Annotated in this window: 15 protein-coding genes; 7 read left to right on the plus strand and 8 right to left on the minus strand. The window is 73.4% G+C overall.

The annotated features are described in order from the left end of the window. Nucleotides 1-66: 66 nt before the first annotated feature. From ACSNOB_RS16650 to ACSNOB_RS16660, 3 genes are all read right to left on the minus strand, one after another. A complete protein-coding gene (locus ACSNOB_RS16650; RefSeq protein WP_436687467.1) occupies nt 67-5,115 on the minus strand; it encodes a hypothetical protein in 5,049 nt (1,682 codons plus the stop codon). Nucleotides 5,116-5,120: 5 nt separating this feature from the next. Next, entirely contained in the window at nt 5,121-5,978 is an 858-nt protein-coding gene (locus tag ACSNOB_RS16655; RefSeq protein WP_436687468.1) for a DUF4132 domain-containing protein, read from the minus strand. 283 nt (nt 5,979-6,261) lie between these two features. Beyond that, entirely contained in the window at nt 6,262-7,014 is a 753-nt protein-coding gene (locus tag ACSNOB_RS16660; protein WP_436687469.1) for a hypothetical protein, read from the minus strand. Here ACSNOB_RS16660 and ACSNOB_RS16665 point away from each other — a divergent pair. Then, a complete protein-coding gene (locus ACSNOB_RS16665; RefSeq protein WP_436687498.1) occupies nt 6,993-7,232 on the plus strand; it encodes a hypothetical protein in 240 nt (79 codons plus the stop codon). The two genes, ACSNOB_RS16660 and ACSNOB_RS16665, sit on opposite strands and share 22 nt — an antisense overlap. Here ACSNOB_RS16665 and ACSNOB_RS16670 read toward each other — a convergent pair. Then, complete coding sequence (locus ACSNOB_RS16670) at nt 7,213-8,367, minus strand: MFS transporter (RefSeq protein WP_436687470.1); 1,155 nt, start codon at nt 8,365-8,367, stop codon at nt 7,213-7,215. The two genes, ACSNOB_RS16665 and ACSNOB_RS16670, sit on opposite strands and share 20 nt — an antisense overlap. 54 nt (nt 8,368-8,421) lie before the next feature. Here ACSNOB_RS16670 and ACSNOB_RS16675 point away from each other — a divergent pair, with 54 nt between their 5' ends. Continuing rightward, on the plus strand, nt 8,422-9,162 hold the full coding sequence (locus ACSNOB_RS16675) for an AraC family transcriptional regulator (RefSeq protein WP_436687471.1): 741 nt from the start codon (nt 8,422-8,424) through the stop codon (nt 9,160-9,162). Between the two features lie 86 nt (nt 9,163-9,248). Here the strand turns inward: ACSNOB_RS16675 and ACSNOB_RS16680 are convergent, their stop codons facing one another. Further along, complete coding sequence (locus tag ACSNOB_RS16680; protein WP_436687472.1) at nt 9,249-10,751, minus strand: DHA2 family efflux MFS transporter permease subunit; 1,503 nt, start codon at nt 10,749-10,751, stop codon at nt 9,249-9,251. A gap of 86 nt (nt 10,752-10,837) precedes the next feature. On the opposite strand from ACSNOB_RS16680, the gene ACSNOB_RS16685 reads away from it, so the two are divergent. Further along, on the plus strand, nt 10,838-11,815 hold the full coding sequence (locus ACSNOB_RS16685) for an Lrp/AsnC family transcriptional regulator (RefSeq protein WP_436687473.1): 978 nt from the start codon (nt 10,838-10,840) through the stop codon (nt 11,813-11,815). A gap of 102 nt (nt 11,816-11,917) precedes the next feature. Here ACSNOB_RS16685 and ACSNOB_RS16690 read toward each other — a convergent pair whose 3' ends face one another. Beyond that, nucleotides 11,918-13,528 carry an OmpA family protein gene (locus ACSNOB_RS16690; RefSeq protein ID WP_436687474.1) on the minus strand — a complete coding sequence of 537 codons (1,611 nt, stop codon included), beginning with the start codon at nt 13,526-13,528 and terminating at the stop codon, nt 11,918-11,920. Nucleotides 13,529-13,829: 301 nt separating this feature from the next. Between ACSNOB_RS16690 and ACSNOB_RS16695 the strand changes: the two genes are divergently transcribed. The 3 genes from ACSNOB_RS16695 to ACSNOB_RS16705 all read left to right on the plus strand — a co-directional run bounded on the left by ACSNOB_RS16695 (nt 13,830) and on the right by ACSNOB_RS16705 (nt 17,197). Beyond that, nucleotides 13,830-14,096, plus strand: coding sequence for a hypothetical protein (locus tag ACSNOB_RS16695; protein WP_436687475.1), 267 nt, complete (start codon nt 13,830-13,832; stop codon nt 14,094-14,096). A gap of 189 nt (nt 14,097-14,285) precedes the next feature. After that, complete coding sequence (gene helR, locus ACSNOB_RS16700) at nt 14,286-16,430, plus strand: RNA polymerase recycling motor ATPase HelR (RefSeq protein WP_436687499.1); 2,145 nt, start codon at nt 14,286-14,288, stop codon at nt 16,428-16,430. A 161-nt stretch (nt 16,431-16,591) separates the two neighbouring features. Further along, complete coding sequence (locus tag ACSNOB_RS16705; protein WP_436687476.1) at nt 16,592-17,197, plus strand: dihydrofolate reductase family protein; 606 nt, start codon at nt 16,592-16,594, stop codon at nt 17,195-17,197. Nucleotides 17,198-17,207: 10 nt separating this feature from the next. On the opposite strand, the gene ACSNOB_RS16710 is transcribed toward ACSNOB_RS16705, so the two are convergent. Both ACSNOB_RS16710 and ACSNOB_RS16715 read right to left on the minus strand, forming a co-directional pair. After that, entirely contained in the window at nt 17,208-17,726 is a 519-nt protein-coding gene (locus tag ACSNOB_RS16710) for a GNAT family N-acetyltransferase (protein ID WP_436687477.1), read from the minus strand. Nucleotides 17,727-17,838: 112 nt separating this feature from the next. After that, nucleotides 17,839-18,975 (minus strand): epoxide hydrolase family protein, encoded by a 1,137-nt coding sequence (locus ACSNOB_RS16715; protein WP_436687478.1) that lies wholly within the window; start codon nt 18,973-18,975, stop codon nt 17,839-17,841. Between the two features lie 62 nt (nt 18,976-19,037). Here ACSNOB_RS16715 and ACSNOB_RS16720 point away from each other — a divergent pair, with 62 nt between their 5' ends. Next, the gene (locus ACSNOB_RS16720) at nt 19,038-20,054 is read left to right on the plus strand and encodes a helix-turn-helix transcriptional regulator (RefSeq protein ID WP_436687479.1); all 1,017 of its coding nucleotides are present in this window, start codon (nt 19,038-19,040) and stop codon (nt 20,052-20,054) included. Nucleotides 20,055-20,456: the final 402 nt, after the last annotated feature.

A 20,456-nucleotide genomic window follows, 5' to 3' on the forward strand; every position in this document is an offset into this window, starting at 1 on the left:
ATCCGAACCAGAGAGATCGAGGATCACCCGTGACCGTGACGGAACACGTCCGCCCCACCAGGTCGGTCAGCGGCGGGTGCCGCGGGTGGGCAGGTTGTCGAACCGGGGGCGATCGCCGTCGCGGAGGCGGCGCCAGGCCCGCCGGTAGAGGTCGGCGGCCGGTTCGAACGGCACGGTCACGCCGAGTCCGGCCGTGCCGTCGGGCGCGAGGTCGAACAGGGCGACCTTCCAGCCCTCGATCGGCGCCTGCCCGCTGCCGCGCTCCAGCCACGGGCCGGGCAGGAACAGCGACCGGCCGGCCCGGGACCGGCTGGCCTCGACGACCAGGTCGGTGCCGGCCAGTTCGGCGCGGGCCGCCTTCAGCCGGGCCGGCTTCCAGCCGGTCCACGTCGCCGTGTTGCGGTCGGTCGGGTCCGGCATGGCCAGCAGCATCAGGTAGACCGCCGCCGCGTCGGTGCCCAGAGCGTGTTCCCCGGCCACCTCGGCGACCACGTCGGGCACCGAGCGGGTCGGATCCTGCGGCCACCAGGTCCCGTCCGCCGCCCGGGCGTCGCCGTGCGGCTCCCCCGGATCGCCGAGCAACGCCGCGAAGCGCGGGTCGCGGGCCAGGCGCAGCGCAACCTCCGTCGGGTACGGCTTGGCGGCGTCCTGGCGCAGCGCCGGCAGGTACGGGTCCGTCCCGTCGGCGTCGAGCAGGTCCGGCCGCAGCGCGGGCGACGGTTGGCTGTCGTGGGTGGCCAGGACGATCGCGCCGTACCGCTCCCAGCCGGGGCCGGTCTCCGACGGGGTGCCCGCCACCTGACGGAACGCGGGCAGGGAGACGTACTGGTCGAGGTCGAGCAGCAGGCCGGGGTTGGCCAGCCGGTCCCGGATCGCGGCCAGCGCGGCCGGCAGCGCGGCTCGGGACGGGTCGCCGGCTGGCGTGTGGTGGGCGACCCAGGCGGCCAGGGCCACCGTGGAGCGCAGCACCTCACCGGTGAAGCCCACCGCCCGGCCGTCGGCCTGCCGGGCCCGGTCCCCCCTGATCTCGAAGGCGAGGTCGGTGCTCAGCTCGGCCGAACGGGCCGGGTCGAGCAGCGCCGGCAACGCCTTCGCGGGCCCCCAGCCGGTGCGGACCGCGCGCACCGCGTCGGCGAGCAGCTGTTCGGGCACCGCCACCCGGCGCCCCAGGGCGGCGTTCCAGGCCGCCGCGGCGGCGGCCACGTCCGGACCGTCGGTCCACAGCCGGGCCGGGTCGTCGGGCAGCAGCGCCGAGAGCACGGCCCGTCGCACCTTCGGGCGGGCCTCGCGCAGTATCCCGAAGGCCAGCTTGACCTCACCGACCTGCTTGACCCCGAGCGCCTTGCGCAGCTCGGCCGGCACGGTGTTCGCCGAGTCGGCGTACGGCAGGCCGGCCAGCACCAGCTTCGCGGCGGTCGGGGTGACGCCGGTCAGCTCGGCGAACCGCTCGGCCGCCTCCGGCCGCCAGGGCAGCGGGCCGCGCGCCGCCCACTCGGCGAGGAAACCGGCCAGCCAGCCGGCCGGCCGTTCGTCACCGACCGGCGCCGAGGACCGCACCGTGTACGGCTCGGGCACGGCGAACGCGCCCGCCGGGTCGTGGTACAGCGCGTCGAGGGAGTAGCCGGTGGTCGTGCCGCCGGAGTGGAGGACCGCGATGAACGCCCCGTCGGGCAACGGCAGGATGCCCGGCCGGGGCGACCGGCGCCTGCCGTCGGGGCCGTTCAGGTCGTCGTCGAGCAGGTGCAGCTCGAACCAGCGCCACCGGGCCGGTTCGGCCGCCGCGCTCAGGTCGAGCCGGTCCAGCTCCGTGAGCAGGGCGCGCAGCGTCTCCCGGTGATCGTCCGGGGTGACCGCCGCAACGGCCCGGTAGGCGACGGCCGCGACACCGCCGAGCAGGGACCACCAGTCCAGCGAGCCCGACAGCGACGGTCCGTCGATGTGCAGCCGTACGGCGGCTGCGCTCCCGGTCGCGGCGGACCGCTGGGCGGCGAACGCCTGGAACTGGCTGAAGGCGCGGACCGAGGAGACTGCCCCGTACGTTGATCCACGTAGACCGTCCAGCGCCAGGTTGAGCTGCTCGTCGGTGGGTCCGGTCGCCGTTACCGCCGGCACCACCGCCTTCGGCGCGGACAACGACCTGGTGAGCCGCTCGGCCACCGCGTCCAGGTCGGTGCGCACCCGGGCGGCCAGCCGCAGCACCCCCGCCACCCCGGCCAGCACGGCGTCGCTGCTGACCGCCGGCAACGTCGAGCGGACCAGCTCGACCAACGCGTCCCTGTCGTCCTCGTCGGTGCCGGACGGTCCGGTGCCGGAGGCGCCGGCCGGTACGCCGACCATGGACGCCGGGACGGCGACGGGAAGGCCGGTGATGGCCTGCGTGGCCGCGGTCAGCCCGGTTCGGGTCGCCGCCCGCGCGGCCTTCTCGGCCAGGTCGGCGCGGCGTTCGTCGACGGCGACCTTGAGCAGCGCGGCGGCGGTGTCCCGGTCCACCCGGCGCAGGGTGGCGGAGCCGACCGGGTCACGGGGCAGCATGTTGCCGAGGAACTTCTGTGCCGGCAGCGGAACCGCGCCAGCGGTGTACTCCCGGCTGGACGGCGGGCCGGCAGCGGCCGTCACCATCCCGTCCGGGTCGACCAGGACGAACCCCTTGAGAACGGCCCGGGGCCGGTCGTCGCCGGGCAGCACCAACGCCGCGATCGGTTCCTGCCCGGCGGCCACGGTGACGGTACGACCGGCCAGGTCCTCGCCGCGTACCGAGCCGTCCGGCAGCGTGACCACCCGCCAGCCGAGCAGGCCGTCCACCGGCACGGCGGCCGGCGTGGCCCGGTCGGACAGGGCCGGCCGCAGCCAGCTGGCCGACTCCTGCAGGCGGCTCGCGCCGACCGGGAGGTCGGCCAGGAACCGGGGCAGGCTGCGCCGCCCGTGGGTGTTGCTGACCGGGTCGTACTCGTGCCAGCCGTAGCTGCCGTCATCGGTGTTGTGGCGGTAGACCCAGTAGGAGGTGCCGTCGGTGATGACCGGCAGTTCGGACGGCACAGCGGTGTCACCGACGTGCAGCACGCCGGCGCCGGTGGTCCGCCCGCCACCCGCCAGCGGCAGGGTGATCTCGTTGGAGCGCGGCTGACTGCCGCGGGAGGAGCCCTGCATGTGCTGCGGTTCGCCGGGCGAGGTGTGCCAGTAGCCGCGCAGGTCGTAGCCGAGCGCCTGGGAACGCCAGTAGACCAGCAGTCGGCCGTCGACGTAGTGGTAGCCGGGCTGACCGTACATGTCGCCGGCCGGGATGCGCAGGTCGTGGCGGAGCACTATGCCCTCGGCGCCGATCACGCGAACCGTGGTCGGCCCGCCCAGGATCACGTACGGCCAGGCCTCCGCCTGGACGATCTCGACCCGGCGGTCTCCGCCGGTCACCTCCTGCCAGGCCAGCTCCCAGTCCGGCCAGCCCAGCTCGTCGAGGAGCCCGCCGCGCAGGCTGCGGGTGACGCGGTCGGCGAGGTCGACGCCGAGGCCCTGCCCGAGGTCGCCGCCCGTCCCGGCGTCGCCTGGCCGGAGGAGTTCGTCGGACACCAGGCGCAGCGCCTCGATCGGGAGCCTGCCCAGCCAGTCCACCGCCTCGGGCAGGTGGGGCAGGCCGGCGGCGAACCGGTCGCGGAGCCGCGCCCGCAGCCAGTCGGTGAGCAGCGGCCGGATGCCCGGCGTCCCGGCCATCCGGCGCAGGGCGGAGTGGTTGTCGTTGAGCTGGCCGAGGCCCCGGCGCAGGGCCGCGGTGAACCGGTCGTCGCCGGCGACGGCGAGCAGGTCCCGCTCTCCCCCGGCCCCGGCCCACCGCGCCAGGTCGAGGGTTTCGCGCTCCTTCGGCGGGGTCGCCGGCACGTCGAGGGCGAGCAGCAGGTCGAGCAGGTCGAGGTCCTCGTGGACGGTGAGGGTCTCGCCGCTGTCGGCCAGTTCGGCGCGCAGCCGGTCGGCCATCCGCTCGACGAGCGGGTAGAGCTGCGGCAGCGGGCGACGGTGGTAGCCGGAGTGCGCCCGGTTCACGAAGCGGCGCAGCCAGCCGACGACGCCGTCCTGCGGCCGGGCCGCGTCCGGCACGTCCGGATCGGTCAGGCCGGCGAGCGCGCCGGTGTCGGTCAACAGTGCCAGCCACGCCACCAGGTCGTCCCGGTCGGCGGGCATCAGGTCGAGCAGGCTGCCGCGGATCGCCGGATCCCGGCCGGCCAGCGCCGTCACCGCGGGCAGATGCGCCTTCCACCAGCCGGCCGGCGCCTCGGCGACCACCGGCAGCCGGAGCAGCTCGGTCAGGTAGGCCGCCTCGCGGTCTACGACGGCGGCGGCGCCGGCCTTACCGGCGGCCTTGGTGGCGGCCCGGACCAGCCGGTTCACCGCGTTGGCCGACTGCGTGGACGGAACCACCCCGGCGGCCGAGGCCCGCAGCGCCAGCCGGCAGAACCGGTCCAGCGCCTCGTCGGCCGGCAACTGGGCGGACAGCCCCTTCGCGTACGCGGCCAACGCGGTCGCGGAGACCACCTTGGCCGCCGTGAACTCCGCGTAGACCTCGTCGAGCCGGTCCGGGTCGACCGGCAGGCCGTGCTGCGCCTCCGCCTTGCGCGCCTTGTTGAACAGCTGGAGCGCGTAGGTGTCCTGCCCGGCGGCCAGGAACACCCGCGCCGCCTGCTCGAAGAACGTCGGCAGGAAGTGCGGCAGCGTACGGGCGAGCCGGTCGGCGATGGCCTGGTGCCCGTCCAGGGCGGCCTTCGGCCGCGACCGCACCTGCTTGGCCAGCTTCTGCAACTCCGGCACCAGCGCCAACGCGTGCCGGCCGTCCGCCGGGTGGTGTACCAGCACCCACTCCGGGAAGGCCAACGGGCGGCGGGGGCCCAGCCCGACGACGGCCGGCTCGGCACCCGGCGCCAGGCCGAGGAACCCGACGGCCATGTCCTCGCCCTCGCCCAGGGCGGCGTCGACCAGGCGAACCACCGGCCGGTCGTCGAGGATCGGGTGCCGGTAGGTGCGGGCGGTGAGGGGAACCGCCCGGTCGCCGGCCCCGGCGGTGTCGGTGGGCAGCACCGCACCGGCGCTCAGCAGGCTCTCGACCGAGTCCTCGCCGGCCGTCGTCGTCATCCCGGTCACGCCTTCTTCCCCATTCCGGTAACGGCGCCGGACAGGGCCGTCGCCATCCGCATTCCTTCCGACCAGGCCACCGGCCCGACCTCGGTCAACCGCAGCGTCGGTCCGTCCACCACCGACCAGGAGAGGGTGCCCAGGGTCGCCTCGGAGTCCCAGTAGTCCTCGTCGAACCACATGGCGGCCTCGACCGTGCGGCCGGCCTCCCAGACCCGGCACGTGACCTGGGAGCCGGTGACCCGGAAGCCGAGTGTCGCGGCCCGGGCGGCCAGCCGGTTGGGAACCGTGGTGCCGCGGAAGTCGGTGATCGTGGTGTCGCGTTCCTTCAGGCTGTCGGGTTTGCGCCAGGTGCCCCGGTGCAGTTGCTCGATCCGCTGGCTGACGTCCAGTTCGTCGGCGAACTCGCGCAGCTCGGCCAGGTCGGGCAGGCGCACCGGGTGGGGCAGCGTGGCGCTGGCCGGCGAGAGCCGGACGGTCTCCCCGTCGAGGTTGACCACGCGCAGGTCGCCGGTGGCGGTGACGTCCCGCAGGAAGCCCGGCTCCGCCGGGTCGTCCCCGAGCACCACCAGGTCGCGCAGCGCGTCCCGCCAGGACGGGTCCGGCCAGACCCGGGCCAGCAGCCCGGTCGGCACCGGCAGCGAGGACACCACCCAGGCGTCGACCCGGGCCAGGCATTCGGCGGCGTGCCGATCCAGCCACTGGGCAAGCTGGCGCAGCCGCTCCACCTCGGGGTTGTCGCGCAGCACCTTCGGCAGAGTCTTCAGTGGACGGCGGCCGGCCCGTGGGCCGGTGGACCGGGCCGCCACCTTTCCGTCCACGAGAGAGATCTCGTACGAGTCCCCCACCGGTAGCCAGCCCATCAGGAACACCCTCCGCAGTGGCAGAACAGCCAGATTTCGTGAGGAATCGGCCGTGATCAACAACGAGGGCACGCTAACAGTAGTGACCGACACGACAGAGATCCGTCGGCGGGGCGGCGATGGGCGCGCAGGGCGGGGCCGGCGGGACGCCGGGGCCGGGACCTGCCGGAGCCGCAGGTCCGGGCGGCGAGAATCCACTTCGGACGCCCGGATGGGGGCCCGACGGGAAGGACAGCGGTGACCTAGATCACATCAGTACGGACGCTCCGAGGGTCGGCCTCGCTCACACCGCCGCGGCGGCACGCAGGCGGGCGTACTCGACCTCCATGTCGGGTTGGCCGAAGCCGTAGTTGGCGTAGTCGGCACGCATGTCCTCGATCGCCGCATCGAGATCGGCCGACGGGCCGCCCTCGGCGAGCAGCACCACCAGCGGCTCCCACATCGCGCCCCCGAAATCGCGTATGCCACGCAGCGCCTCGAGGTAACGGCCCGGCCGGAGCAGGTCGAGCGCGGTGTGGGCGAGCTTCTCGGCCGCACCGACCAGCAGCGCCGCGGCGTGGTCGAGCTCCTCGGTCGTCGTCACCGTCGCCGGGTACCTGCCGGGGTCCAGGCGCAGGTGGTGGTAGCTGCCCTCCGGGCACTGGCGGGTCTCGACGAACCCGATCCGGTAGGAGACAGCGTTTCCGTCCAACGGGATCGGAGGCTGGCCCCAGCGGGCGGCGCGCCAGTTGACGTATTCCCACCACGCGACCGGCACCACACCGATGCCCACGCTGACGAAGATCGTGCCGCCGCGGGCGCTGCGCATCACACTCCGTCCGACGTTGACCTGCGCGACGCCGTCGGTCGTGACGACCGACCAGCTCCCGCGGGTGCCGCGGAAGCCCAGCGGCCGCACCACGGCGCCGATGTCCTTGTTCAGCCGGTTCGTCGTCTGCGCGGGAGTGATCATCCGGTACACCGTAACCACTCGACGCGCCCGTCGGGACGGCGGCAGGCAGCCGCGCCGGCCAACTGTGGGCTCGCGCAGATCCACAACAGACCTCCCAGGCGCCACGGGACCGCCAACCAGTGACCCGCCTGGTGCAGGACCTGCTGCAGCGCATGCGCCGTGACCGCAGCGGTTATCTCGCCATGCTGGAGCTACGCCTGGAAGCCACGCGCCGCCCCGAGTTGCGGGCGGCGCTGACCAGCGACCGGCACGGGGAGCGGCAGACCATCCTGGGCGGTGCGGCTAGGGCGCCGGGTCGGTGAGGCGTGGTGCCGCTGGTTCGGCGAGGAGTCGGACCAGCAGCCAGGCCACGGCCGGCAGGGCGATCAGCGGCGTGAGTGCCGTGCGCAGCGACGTGGCGTCCGCGAGTGCGCCGATGAGCGGGCTGGCCAGGCCGCCGAAGCTGATCGTGAGACCCAGCGTGATTCCGCTGGCGGTGCCGACGTGGTTGGGCAGGTAGTCCTGGCCCAGCGTGACCTGCAGCGAGAACGGGATGTAGAGGCCGGCGGAGGTGAGCGCCACGAAGAGGTAGAGGGCCGGCCCGGGTACGAAGACCACCCCGGTGGCGGCGAGCAGCGTCAGGAGACAGGACCCGCGGACGACGGTGACCCGGTCCCGTCGGTCGGCCAGCCGACCGCCGAGCACGGTGCCGACCGCGCCGCCGAGGTAGAGCAGGAAGAGCGCGACGGCACCGGCCGCGGCGCCGCCGCCGGTGCGCTCCCGGGCGTAGAGGGAGATGAAGGTACTGAAGCCGATGAAGACGACGGATCGGCACATCAGGGCCAGCAACAGGACCGCGAACGACCTGAGGTCGTCCTCGCCCGCCCGGGCCACGGCGCGGGAGCCGGACCCGGCATGCAGTGCGCGTAGCACCGGCACGCACAGCGCGGCCCCGACCAGGGCGGGAATGACGAGCACGGGAGTCAGCCTCAGGCCGCCCCCTGCCACGACCACGGTGACCATGAGCGGCGCACAGGCGAAGCCGAGGTTCCCGCCGAGGGAGAACCAGCCCATCGCGGTGTGACTGCCGCGGCTGGCCTGGCGGGCGAGGCGGGCCGACTCGGGATGGTAGGCGGCCACACCGATGCCGGCGATGGCGATGAACACCAGCGTCAACGGGTACGAACCACTGACGCCGCCGAGGGCGATGCCGATCCCGGCCAGCACGGTGCTGACCGGCAGCAGCCACGGCATCGCCCACCGGTCGGTCAGCGCGCCGAACAGCGGCTGCGCGAGCGAGGACAGCAACGAGGCGGCCAGCACGACGCCCGAGGCAGCGGCGTACGTGTACGACCGCTCCGCGATGAAGAACGGCACCAACGCGGCCACCGCACCCTGGTAGACGTCCACACACGCGTGCCCCGCCGACAGCAGGGCGATCGATCTGCTCTTTCGCACGTCGCCATCCTGGCCAGCCGGCGAACTGTCGCGCTTCCGATAAAGTGCCAACCAATGCCTGGAACCCGCCACGTCGCCGTCGCCCCGACCCGGGCCCAGTGGTTGGCCGCCGGAGCTCGCATCACCCCTCACCGGCACGACGACCACCAGATCGTCTACGCCGGCCGGGGCGTGCTCACGATCGACACGGACGCGGGCTCCTGGGTGGCGCCCGCGACCCGGGCGATCTGGATCCCCGCCGGGACCGTCCACGCACACCAGGCCCACGGCAGGTCCGAGCTGCACCTGGTCGGTCTGCCCGCGGAGGAGAACCCGTTGACGCTCGACCGGCCCACCGTGCTCAGCGTGGGTCCACTGCTGCGCGAGCTGATCCTGGCCTACACCCGCCACCCGGACGACGACAGCCCGGAGCGTGAACGGCTGCGCGGGGTCCTGCTCGACCAGCTCCGCATCTCGCCGCAGCAGCCCCTCCACCTGCCGAATCCCACCGACGCCCGGCTCGCCGCGCTCTGCGCGCTCCTGCGCGCCGACCCGGCGGACGGACGCACGCTGGCCGCACTGGGCCGCGAGGTCGGCGCGAGCGACCGTACGCTGACCCGGCTGTTCAGGTCCGAGCTCGGCATGAGCTTCCCGCAGTGGCGCACCCAGCTGCGCCTGCACCACGCACTCCTGCTGCTCGCCGACGACACCCCGGTCACCACCGTGGCACGGCGCTGCGGGTGGGCGTCCGCGAGCGCCTTCATCGACGTCTTCCGACGAGCCTTCGGGCACACGCCCGGTACGCATCTGCGGTGAGCTGGGTCCGTCCGGCGCGCGCCGCCTGCCGTTGGCGCGCAGACGCCCGCGGGACAGCCCGGGCCCGCGGGCGTCTGCGCACCGGTTCAGCCGCGGCCCACCCCGGCGGTGGCTGGCTCGTCGGCCGCCTGCGTACTGGCTGACGGACGTAGCAGCACGAGGACTGCCACCCCGGCGACCGCGGCCAGGACGGCGCTGATCAGGAAGATCCGGTCCAGACCCGCGGCGTAGGCCGCGCGCAGCACCGAGGCGGGTACGTGTCCGAGGAGTTCCTGGTACCCGCCGCTGGTGAGCTGCTTGGCCGCCGCCTGCGGCCCGGCGACGGCCCCGGCGCGGGTCAGGACGTCGCCGGCCTGACTGGTCACCACGGTGGCGAAGACGGGCAGCGCCAGGGCGTAGCCGAGTTGCCGGAAGGTGTTCGACGCGCCGTTGGCCATGCCGACGCGGTCCGGCGGCACCACGCTCAGCGCCGCGGAGGCCAGCACCGGCGTGCTCAAGCCCACGCCGATGCCGGTCACGCACAGTCCGGGCACGAGCGCGCCCCAGCCGGAGTCCGGGCCGACCATCGTGCACAGCGCGGTGCCCGCGGCGACGAGCAGCAGGCCCCACCCGATGCTGTGCCGTGGTGCGACGGTGTGCAGCAGCCGCCCGCCAGCGCCGGCCACCACGAACGCGACCACCGCCATCGGGGCCAGCACCAGCCCGGCCGTCATCGCGCCGAGGCCGAGCACCGACTGTGCCCACAGCGAGACGAACACCAGATTGGCGAAGGCCGCCGCGGTCAGCGCCGCCGCGCCGATCATCAGCACGGAGAACGCCGGTCGCCGGAACAACGCCAGGTCCAGCATCGGGTCGGCCCGGCGCCGCTCCAGCAGCAGGAACACCAGGGTCGCCGCCACGCCCGCGGTCAGCGCGCCCACCGTCACCGGGTCGGCCCAGCCCGCTTCGCCGGCGTGGATGAGGCCGTAGACGACCAGCGTCGCGGCGACGGTGAAGCTCGCCACGCCGGGCACGTCGAGCCGCCCGGCGGCGGTGCCCCGACGGTCGGGTAGGGCCATTCGGGCGAACAGCACGGCCACCGCGGCGACCGGCAGGTTGACCAGGAAGATCGACCGCCAGCCCACGTGCTCGGTCAGCACCCCGCCGAGGATCGGCCCGGCGGCGGCCGCGGCGCCGTTGGCGGCGCCCCACACGCCGAACGCCACCGAGCGGTCCCGGCCGGCGTAGGCCGCGGCGAGCAGCGCGGCGTTGGTGGCGTACATCGCCGCCGCGCCGAGGCCCTGCACGCCCCGGGCGGCGATGAGTACGTCGATGTTCGGCGCCAGCCCGCAGGCGAGCGACGCGACCGCGAAGACGACCAGACCGGCGACGAAGACGCGCCGCTGTCCGAGCCGGTCGGAGAGCGAGCCGGCCGCCATGAGCAGAGCAGCCAGCACCAGGACGTACAGGTCGACGGTCCACTGCAGCGCGGCGAACGAGGAGTGCAGCTCGGCGGCGAGGTCCGGCGCGGCGATGCTGACGATCGTCAGGTCCACCAGCAGCATGAATGTGCTCAACGAGACCGCGAGCAACGGCAACCATTTGCGCATGACTCGAAAGCGTGCCCGCCGACGCGTCATGCCGGCGTCCGCCCACGCGAAGATGCCGGAATCCGACGCGCTGCTACGGTTCGGCGGTGGATCCACTCACGCTCGACGAACTCGACCGCCAACTCGCCCACGCGTTGCAGATCGACGGTCGCGCCCCGTTCAGCCAGATCGCCGCCGTGCTCGGCACGTCCGATCGCACGATCGCCCGGCGCTACCGGCGGCTGCGCTCAGCCGGCGCCCTGCGCGTGGTCGGGCTCCCCCACGCCGCGGCACTCGGCCACGTCGACTGGCTGGTGCGCATGCGGTGCACGCCCGACGCCGCCGTGCCGGTGGCCACCGCGCTGGCCCGCCGGGCCGACACCTCCTGGGTCACTCTCCTGTCCGGTGGTACCGAGATCACCTGCATCACCCGGACCCGGGCGCAGACCGCCGAGGGCGAACTGCTGCTGCAGAAGCTGCCCCGCTCGCCGCGCATCACGACCGTCACCGCGCACTGCATGCTGCGGGCCGTAGCCGGCACCAACGGCTGGCCCGGCCGCACCGCCGCGCTCGAACCGGCCCAGGTCGCCGCCCTACGTCCGGCGCCGGAGGCGGCCGCGCCGCCCGGCGAGCGGATCACGCTCACCACCGCCGACAACCACCTGCTCACCGCGCTGGCCAAGGACGGCCGCGCCAGCAACCCCTCCCTGGCGGCCGCCACCGGCTGGTCGGAGACGACCGTACGACGCCGCATCGCGCAACTGCACCGGAGCGACGTGCTCTACTTCGACGTGGAGATCGAGCCCGCCCTGTTCGGCTACACCGCCGAGGCGATGCTGTGGCTCACCGTCGCCCCGGCCGCCCTGACCGCCGTCACCCGCGCGCTCGCGACCCACCCGCAGATCGGCTACGCCGCGGCCACCACCGGGCCGGCGAACGTCGCGGCGTCCGTGATCTGTCAGGACTTGACCGAGCTGTACGAGTACCTCGCCAACGGCATCGGCGCACTTCCCGGCGTGTCGCGCGCGGAGACCGCGCCCGTCGTGCGGCGGGTCAAGGGCGCCGGCACGCTGCTGGTCCCGTAGTCGCCGGCCGTTCAGCGGCGTACCGCGCGCCGGCAGCACCCGCACCCGCGGTACGGACACGACCGCGGGCCGCACCAACCTCCGCCTCGACGGACGGTGGGTTCAGCGGATCGGGACGTTCTCGATCTTCCCGAACGGGCCGGCGTCGAAGGTCACCGCGGTCACCCCGGCAGGTGGGGCCGGGACGTACATGTAGGCCCGCTGCGGCTCGGCGCTGGTGAGACTGTGCGGTCGCCCGTCGAGGTGACGCCTGACGCCGTCGACGGTGACGTACGCGGTGCGGTACGCCGTGCCGGTCGCGGGATCCACCACGGCGAACGATGCGTACGACGGGCCGGGGTGGGTCGGTGATCGGAAATAACCCCAGTGCGTGTCGAGCTTCGTCCCGGACGTGTTGGTCAGGTCGAAGACCGCCACCAGGTAGTCGCCGTCACGGTGGAACGGGCGCACGGTGAGGTGGAAGCGTACCGGTCCGGCCGAGTCACTGCGGCTGTCCGACGTGCCGTCGCGCTCGGCGACCACCGGTGCCTCCGCGGCCGGCGGGGCGGCGGAACCCGGGGCGCTCGGCTGCGGTGTGACGGCGGTGGCGGCGGGCGGGTAGCTGATCTCGACGCGACGGTTACGGGCCCGGCCGGCGGGGTTGTCGGAGCCGTCGGCGTTCCGCTCGTCGGCGAGGGGCTCGGTCTCGCCCTTGCCGGTGACCGTGAACCTTCGGTCGTCTCCCAGTGCGGTACGCAGCGCGGCGACGACCGAGCGGGCTCGCCGCTGCGAGAGCGCGAGGTTGTCGGTGTTCGAGCCGATGCCGTCGGTGTGCCCCACCACGGTGATCGCCTGGTCCGGCGCGGCCCTGGCGGCGATGTCCTCGGCGGCGGACCTGATCAGCGTGTGCGCCTCCGCGGTCAGCGAGGCCTTCCCGAAGGGGAACAGGATGTCGGAGCGAAGCGCCACCGACCGCTGCTCGGCCGAGGTGAGGGTCTCCCGGTCCACGCCGGCGCTGGGCCCGTACACGGCGGCGGCGAGGCTCCACGCGTCGGCCGCCGGCTCCACCGCCGGCAGCTCGACGACGGAGCCGGCGGGCCTGGGCGCGTTCAGCGCCATGAGCTCCTGGCCGGCGGGGGCGCCGTCGCTGGCCGCCGGCTTGGCGGTATGGCTGCCGTTCGTGACCGGTACGCCGGTGAACTCGCCGGTGGTTCCTGGAGACAACACGGTCACCGCCGTGACGGTCGCCGGCAACGGCGGGAAGTAGACCACCGCTGAGTAGTGCACACCGGGCTGGAGCGTGACGCCCCTGAGCCGGCTGCCGAAGCCCAGCCCGTCCACCCCCCGCTCCCGGTAACCGTGGTACAGCCGTCCGCCCACCGGATCGAGCAGCTTAAACCCGCCGAACGAGTAGTCGGAGCCCGAGTCGCCGAACCGGTCGAGGCCCAGTTGCCCGGTCGACTCCAGGTTGGTCACGGTGACCCGCAGCACGGTGCGTGCGGTGTCGCGCAGGACGGCGTCGACGACAACCCGGAACCGCGCGTCGTTGGTCCGGCTCACGTCGAAGATTCCCTCCCGCGCGGCGGGCGTACCGGCCCCGACGGCCGCACCCGGCAGGGCGGGTGCGGAGGCGTGGGGCCGCGCCTCGGTGGCCGGGTCCGCGGTGCACGCCGTCGGTACGAGCAGCACCGGCATCAGGGCCAGAAGCGCGCGGCGGTAGGTGAAGATCCGCACCGGGGGATCGTAATAGACCGGTCAGGGCGCGCACCGGCGTGAGTCCTTGGGGTTCCGGACGTTGACGGCGGATCGCTACCGGGGCCTGCGGGGCAGCTCCGCCGAGTGGAGACCGCCGCACGCGACGCGCCACGGCTCTGCGAGAAATGAGAGTGTCCGTCCAGCGGACGGACAATGGAAAGAGCCCATTCGCTCCTTTCCATTTTCAGAATATAGCGCAGCGGGGGCCTTGCGGCAAGACCCGGGTCATGCCGCAAAATCGTCCGCCGAGGCCAGGATCCTGCAGAAATGGAACTCACAAATGCGTGCGTTGTTGTCGACGTGTGGGCCGCGCGGGGTCGTCGAACCGCCGGTGGGGCCGGCGGTGCGGTTGCGGGAACTCGGCGCGGAGGTCCGGGTGCGCGCGCCGACGGGCGTCGGGTCCCCGCTCGGGGCGGCCCTGACCGCCGAAACCCGCGTACGGGCGAACGCCGCGGCCGGCACGATCCGCACCGACGGAGCAGCGGTGACCGCGGCACTGCTGCTCGACCCGGTCAGCCCCCGGCAAGGGCCGCGGGTGCCCGCGTGAACCGCGCGAGACGTCGGGCCAGGACCGGGGACGCCAGAGCCGGCGAACCGCGGCGACCTGAACCGGCGGCGGCAACGGGGTCCACGTCAGCGTCAGCGGACGTTGCCCGTCACGGCCGCCGGGCCGCGGCGCAGACGCCTCGCCGCGCAATGGTTGCAAGCGACTTAGAACGGAATTGATGAATTGAATTTGACGGAAAGCGTTTTTGACCTTCCCGACCACCTCTCCCCCAAGGCCGATCCGACGTTGATCGCCCGCGACGAGCGGCACTTCGCGGCCCTCGCGGAGAGCCTCGAACAGTTGTCCGCGGACCTGTCCAACCGCCTCGATGCCGCGCGCAGGGCGCCCGGCGGCAAGGGCCGGCAGGCGGTGGACCGGGACGAGGAGGTACGCCGGCTGACCGCTCGCCTGCGCGCACTGCGTCGCTTCGGCCTGGACCTGTGCATCGGACGCATGGTCAGCGCGGACAACCCCGAGCCCGTGTACGTCGGACGACGGGGCCTCACGGACAGCGCGGGTCGTCGGCTGTTGCTCGACTGGCGCTCCCCCGCGGCGGAGCCGTTCTTCGGAGCGACCCATGCCAACCCGATGGGTCTGGCGAGCCGCCGCAGGTACCGCTGGACCCGCGGCCGGATCAGTGACTACTGGGACGAGGTGTTCACCGCGGACGGGTTCGAAGGGCACGCCGCGCTCGACGACCAGTCCGCGTTCATCGCCAGCCTGGGCGGCAGCCGGTCGAGCCGGATGCGGGACGTGCTCGGCACCATCCAGGCCGACCAGGACGCCATCATCCGGGCGGAGTCCCGCGGCGCTCTCGTCGTCGACGGCGGTCCGGGCACGGGGAAGACCGTCGTCGCTCTGCACCGCACCGCCTACCTCCTCTACGCCGACCCGCGTCTCGGTCCCCGCCGGGGTGGCGTGCTGTTCGTCGGTCCGCACCAGCCCTACCTGGCCTACGTCTCCGACGTGCTCCCCAGCCTCGGCGAGGAGGACGTGCAGACCTGCACCCTGCGCGACCTCGTGCCCGAGGGAGCCGCGGCCACCGTCGAGACCGACCCGGACGTGGCCCGTCTGAAGTCGTCCGCGAACCTGGTCAAGGCGATCGAGGCGGCCGTCAGGTTCTACGAGGAGCCGCCGGCCAAACCGATGACCGTCACGACGGGCGAGTCCGACATCTGGTTGAGCGCCGACGATTGGGCCCAGGCGTTCGAGGCGGCGGGGCCCGGCACCCCGCACAACGAGGCGCGTGACGAGATCTGGGCGGAACTGCTCACGATCCTGATGGAGAAGTACGACGGCGACGAGCCGGAGGACCTGGTCCGCAGGTCGCTGCTGCAGAACAGGGAACTGCGCACGACCTTCAACCGGGCCTGGCCGCTGCTCGAAGCGACCGACCTCGTCGGAGACCTGTGGTCGGTGCCCGCCTACCTGCGCAGGTGCGCTCCGTGGCTCAGCCCCGACGAGATCCGGAAGCTACAGCGCGGCGACGTCCGGGCCTGGACGGTGTCCGACCTGCCGTACCTGGACGCGGCACGGCAGCGGCTCGGCGATCCGGAGGCGTCACGGCGCAACCGCCGGCACGACGCCACCGTCGCCGTCGAACGGGAACGCATGGCCACGGTCGTCGACGAGCTGATCGAGGCCCACGCCTACGACGACGGCGAAGGGGTGCTGTCGAGCCTGCGCCAACTGGATCTTCAGGATGCCCTGGTCGACGGGGCCGCACTGCCCAGCGCCGAGCCGGACCGGCTCGCCGGCCCGTTCGCGCACATCGTCGTGGACGAGGCTCAGGAGCTGACCGACGCGGAGTGGCAGATGTTGCTGCTCCGCTGCCCGTCCCGCAGCTTCACCATCGTCGGGGACCGCGCCCAGGCCCGGCACGGGTTCACGGAGTCGTGGCGGGAACGGCTCGAGCGGATCGGGCTCGACCGGATCGCGATGGCCTCCCTGAGCATCAACTACCGCACGCCGGAAGAGGTCATGGCGGAAGCCGAGCCGGTCATCCGGGCCGCGCTTCCGGACGCCAACGTGCCGACCTCCATCCGCAGCGGCGGGGTCCCCGTCCTACACGGATCCGTCTCCGATCTGCGCTCCATCCTCGACACCTGGCTCGCCGCGCACGTCGACGGGACCGCCTGCGTCATCGGCGATCCCACATTCCGACCGACGCCCCGCGTCCGGTCGCTGACCCCGGAGCTGTCGAAGGGGCTCGAGTTCGACCTGGTCGTCCTCGTCGACCCGGAGGCATTCGGCGAGGGCGTCGAAGGGGCGGTCGACCGCTATGTGGCGATGACCCGAGCGACCCAGCAACTCGTCATCCTCACGAGCCCCTGACGGCGATCACCACCTGATCATGAGGATCGCTATCCTCCGCGGGGTGCGCGAGGCGCCTGGGCGACCGCCGCCGATCAGGGAGATCCGACAGCGGTGCACGTGCCGGAACGCTCCCGCGCCATCGCCGCCCACCATCCGACACCTTCAGCAGGGAGACGTTCGTGCGCAAGCTCGTCTACTACATCGCCACCACCCTGGACGGGTTCATCGCCGGGCCCGACGGCGCGGACCCCACGGGTCCGGGCGGGTTCTGGCCGATCCCGGAGGACTACCTGGGGCACCTCGTCACCGAGTACCCGGAGACCCTGCCGGCGCCGGCCCGGCAGGCGCTCGGCGTCACCGCCGAGGGCACCCGGTTCGACACCGTCCTGGAGGGGCGCCACTCCTACGACATCGGGCTGGACGCCGGCATCACCGACGCGTACCCGCACCTGCGCCACCTGGTGTTCTCACGCACGCTCGCCGAGAGCCCGGACCCGGCCGTCGAGGTGGTCTCCGGTGACCCGATCGCCACCGTACGCGCGCTCAAGCAGCAGGACGGCAAGGACATCTGGGTGATCGGCGGTGGCGCCCTGGCCGGCGCCCTCTATCCCGAGATCGACCGGCTCATCGTCAAGCTGGCCCCGTTGACCATCGGCGCCGGCATCCCGCTGTTCGGCCGCGACGCCGTCTTCGAGCCGCGCACCTGGAAGCTGGCGGAGCACACCGTCCTCGGCAGCGGCGCGCTGTTCCTGACCTACGACCGCGCCGGTCAGGAGCCGGCGTAGTCGGAGAGGCTCACCGGCGAAGGTCGCCGGGAGTGATCCGGAACAGCGTGGCGTCGGCACCGTAGAAGGTGCCGTCGCGTTCCGGACGCATGCCCACCTTGTGCAGCACGTGGCGGGAAGCCGTGTTCTCGTGGCGCACGACCGCGACGATGGACGACAACCCGCAGTGGTCGAACCCGTACGCCAGGCAGGCGCGTGCCGCCTCGGTGGCGTAGCCCTGGCCCCACGCCGCGCGGCCGAGGTAGTAGCCGAGTTCGACCTCGTCCTGTTCTTCCATCCGCTGCAGACCGCAGTGGCCGATCACGTCACCGGTGGCAAGGACCTCGACGATCCACATGCCGAACCCGTCGCGCTGCCAGCCGTCGATACGGTTGGCCCAGCTGCGCAGGCTCGCGGCGAGCGGACGGCGTTGGTGGGCCCAGGTCACGGCGGGGTCGTCATCGACCACGGCGCGATGGGCGGCGAGATCCTCGGCGCGGAACTGGCGCAGCCGCAGTCTGTCCGTGTCGATGTCGGGGTAGTCGCTCACCCGCATGCCGTACCCCGTCGAGCCGCCCCGCACACCCGGTCCTCCCGCCACCGGCGAGGCGGCATCGGCGGGTTGCCTTGCCCGGCGCACACCTGTGCCCGCGCCAGACTCGTCACCGCACCGTCGCGAAGAACGCCCGGATGTCGGCCGCGTGGACGTGCGGCACCTCCATCGCCACGAAGTGTCCACCGGGGTTGCCCTCCGGCCAGTGAACGATCTTGTTGTCCCGCTCCGCGAGGCGGCGCATCAGGGCCGAACCGCCCCCGTAGACGCCGGACGGCACCCGGTTCTGCCCCTTCGGCCAGGCGAAGCCGCCGTCCGCGGCCAGGGTCACCCGGTCGTACATCGGCCACGAGGACGAACCCGACGTGCCGGTGAACCAGTACAGCGAGGCGTTGGTCAGCAGCATGTCCCGGTCGATGGCCTGCTCGGGCGTGTCGACCGTGATGCTGAACTCCTTGAACTTGTGGATCAGCCAGGCCAGCAACCCGACCGGTGAGTCGTTCCAGGCGTACGCGAGGGTCTGCGGCGCCGCCCGCAGCAGCGCGTGATGGTCCACGCCGCCGCTCATCCACTGCTGCATCATCTGCCATTCGGCGCGCTCGGCGTCGTTCATGTCCGGCACGTCGGCCTCCGTCGGGAAACCGAACCCGCCGTCGATGTGGACGCCGACGACGTGCTCCGGGTCCACGGCGGCCACCGCCGGCGCGATGTAGGCGCCCAGGTCGCCGCCCTGGGTGCCGTACCGTTCGTAGCCGAGGCGGGCCATCAACTCGGCCCACATCCGGGCCACCCGGTCGACGGTGAACCCGGTTCGCGGCGGGGCTTCGGAGAACCCGAAGCCCGGCACCGACGGAACCACGACGTGAAAGGCGTGCGCCGGGTCGGCCCCGTGCGCGCGAGGGTCGGTGAGCGCGCCGATCAGGTCGACGAACTCGACGAAGGAGTTCGGCCAGCCGTGGGTGAGGATCAGCGGCAGCGCGTCCGGCTCCGGGGACCGTGCGTGCAGGAAGTGCACGTCCAGCCCGTCGATCCCGGTGACGAACTGGGGAAAATCGTTCAGCCGTGCCTCCTGTGCGCGCCAGTCGTACCCGCCCGCCCAGTGGTCGACCAGATCCCTCAGGTAGCCGACCGGCACTCCCCGGCTCCAGCCGTCGCCGGGCAACTGCCGGGGCCAACGGGTGCGCGTCAGCCTGTCGAGCAGGTCGTCGAGGTCGGCTTGCGGGATGTCGATCCGGAATGGCGTCATGCGAAGAACGCTAGGGCCCATGTAGGTCAGATCCTGGCACACATGGCTGGCATCCTTGGCTCATGTCCTCAGCTACCCCGGGCCGGCTGCTCACCCTGCTGTCGTTGCTGCAGACCCCCCGCGAGTGGCCGGGCAGCGAACTGGCCCAGCGGCTCGGCGTGAGCCTGCGCACCGTCCGCCGCGACGTGGACCGGCTCCGCGAACTGGGCTACCCCGTGCACGCCACGATGGGCGCGGTCGGCGGGTACCGGCTGGTCGCCGGCAGGGCCATGCCGCCGCTGCTGCTCGACGACGAGGAGGCGGTGGCGATCGCGGTGGGGCTGCGCACCGCGGCCGGGCATGCGGTGACCGGCATCGAGGAGGCGTCGGTACGGGCGCTGGCCAAGCTGGAGCAGGTGCTGCCCGTCAGGCTGCGTCACCAGGTCGGGGCACTCGGCGCGGCCACCGAGCCGCTCCTGACCTGGAACCAGCCCACCGTCGCCCCGGAGCGGCTGACCGCGCTGGCCACGGCCATCGCCAACCGGGAGCGGCTGCGCTTCCCGTACCGCCGGCGCGACGGGGAGGCCGGCGAACGCCGGGTGGAGCCGCACCGGCTGGTGTCGGCGGGGCGCCGGTGGTACCTGGTCGGCTACGACAACGACCGGGACGACTGGCGGTTCTTCCGGGTGGACCGGATGGGGGAGCTGACGTCCATCGGAGTGCGTACCGCGCCGCGGCAGCTGCCGGCGGCGGACGCGGCCGCGTACGTCACGGGCAAGCTGCGGGAGCTGGCTCCGGTCTACCGGACCGTGGCGACCCTGCACGCGCCGATCGAGAGGTTGGCCGGGCGGGTCGGCGACTCCCCCGACGACCTGCAACCCGTCGACGCGGGCAGCTGCCGGCTGACCGGCCACACCGACACCCTGGAGTGGACGGCCTGGCGGCTGCTGATGCTCGGCTGCGAGTTCGAGGTGCACGAGCCGCCGGAGTTGGTGGCGTACCTGCGGGAGCTCGCCGGCCGGGCGGCCCGAGCGGCGGGCCCGCCGACGGACGCCACGGCGTCCGCGAAGGCCGCCGGCGGGCCGGCCGCCGCCGACTGACGGATCATCGCGACCGTGCGCGGGCGGCTGACCGGCATCGCCGGTATCCGGATGGGGTGTCCGGTGATTCGTCGGGGTGAACGAGGCTGTCACGCTCCTGGCCGCCCAGGCACACCGCCGCGTCGGCGCGGCGTGCCGCGCCCCCGCAGCCGCGGCGGGGTGCCCGGAGCACTGCCGCCGGGCGCTGGCGGCACAGCAGCGGTCCGGGCAGCGACCCGAGCAGGCCCGGACGCTGCTCACCCTCGGTCACGCCTGCGACCGGTTGGGGAAGACCGAGCTGGCCGAGTCGCACCGGCGCCAGGCCCGGACGATCTTCGAGCAGATCGGTGTACCGGCGGAGCTGCCCTCCCGACTGGCCGTCCGTGCCTCCGTCGGGCGCCGAGCGGGCGGGAATCGGGCGCT

The organism is Micromonospora sp. URMC 106 (assembly GCF_051386395.1).
In the GTDB taxonomy this organism is placed as follows: domain Bacteria; phylum Actinomycetota; class Actinomycetes; order Mycobacteriales; family Micromonosporaceae; genus Micromonospora.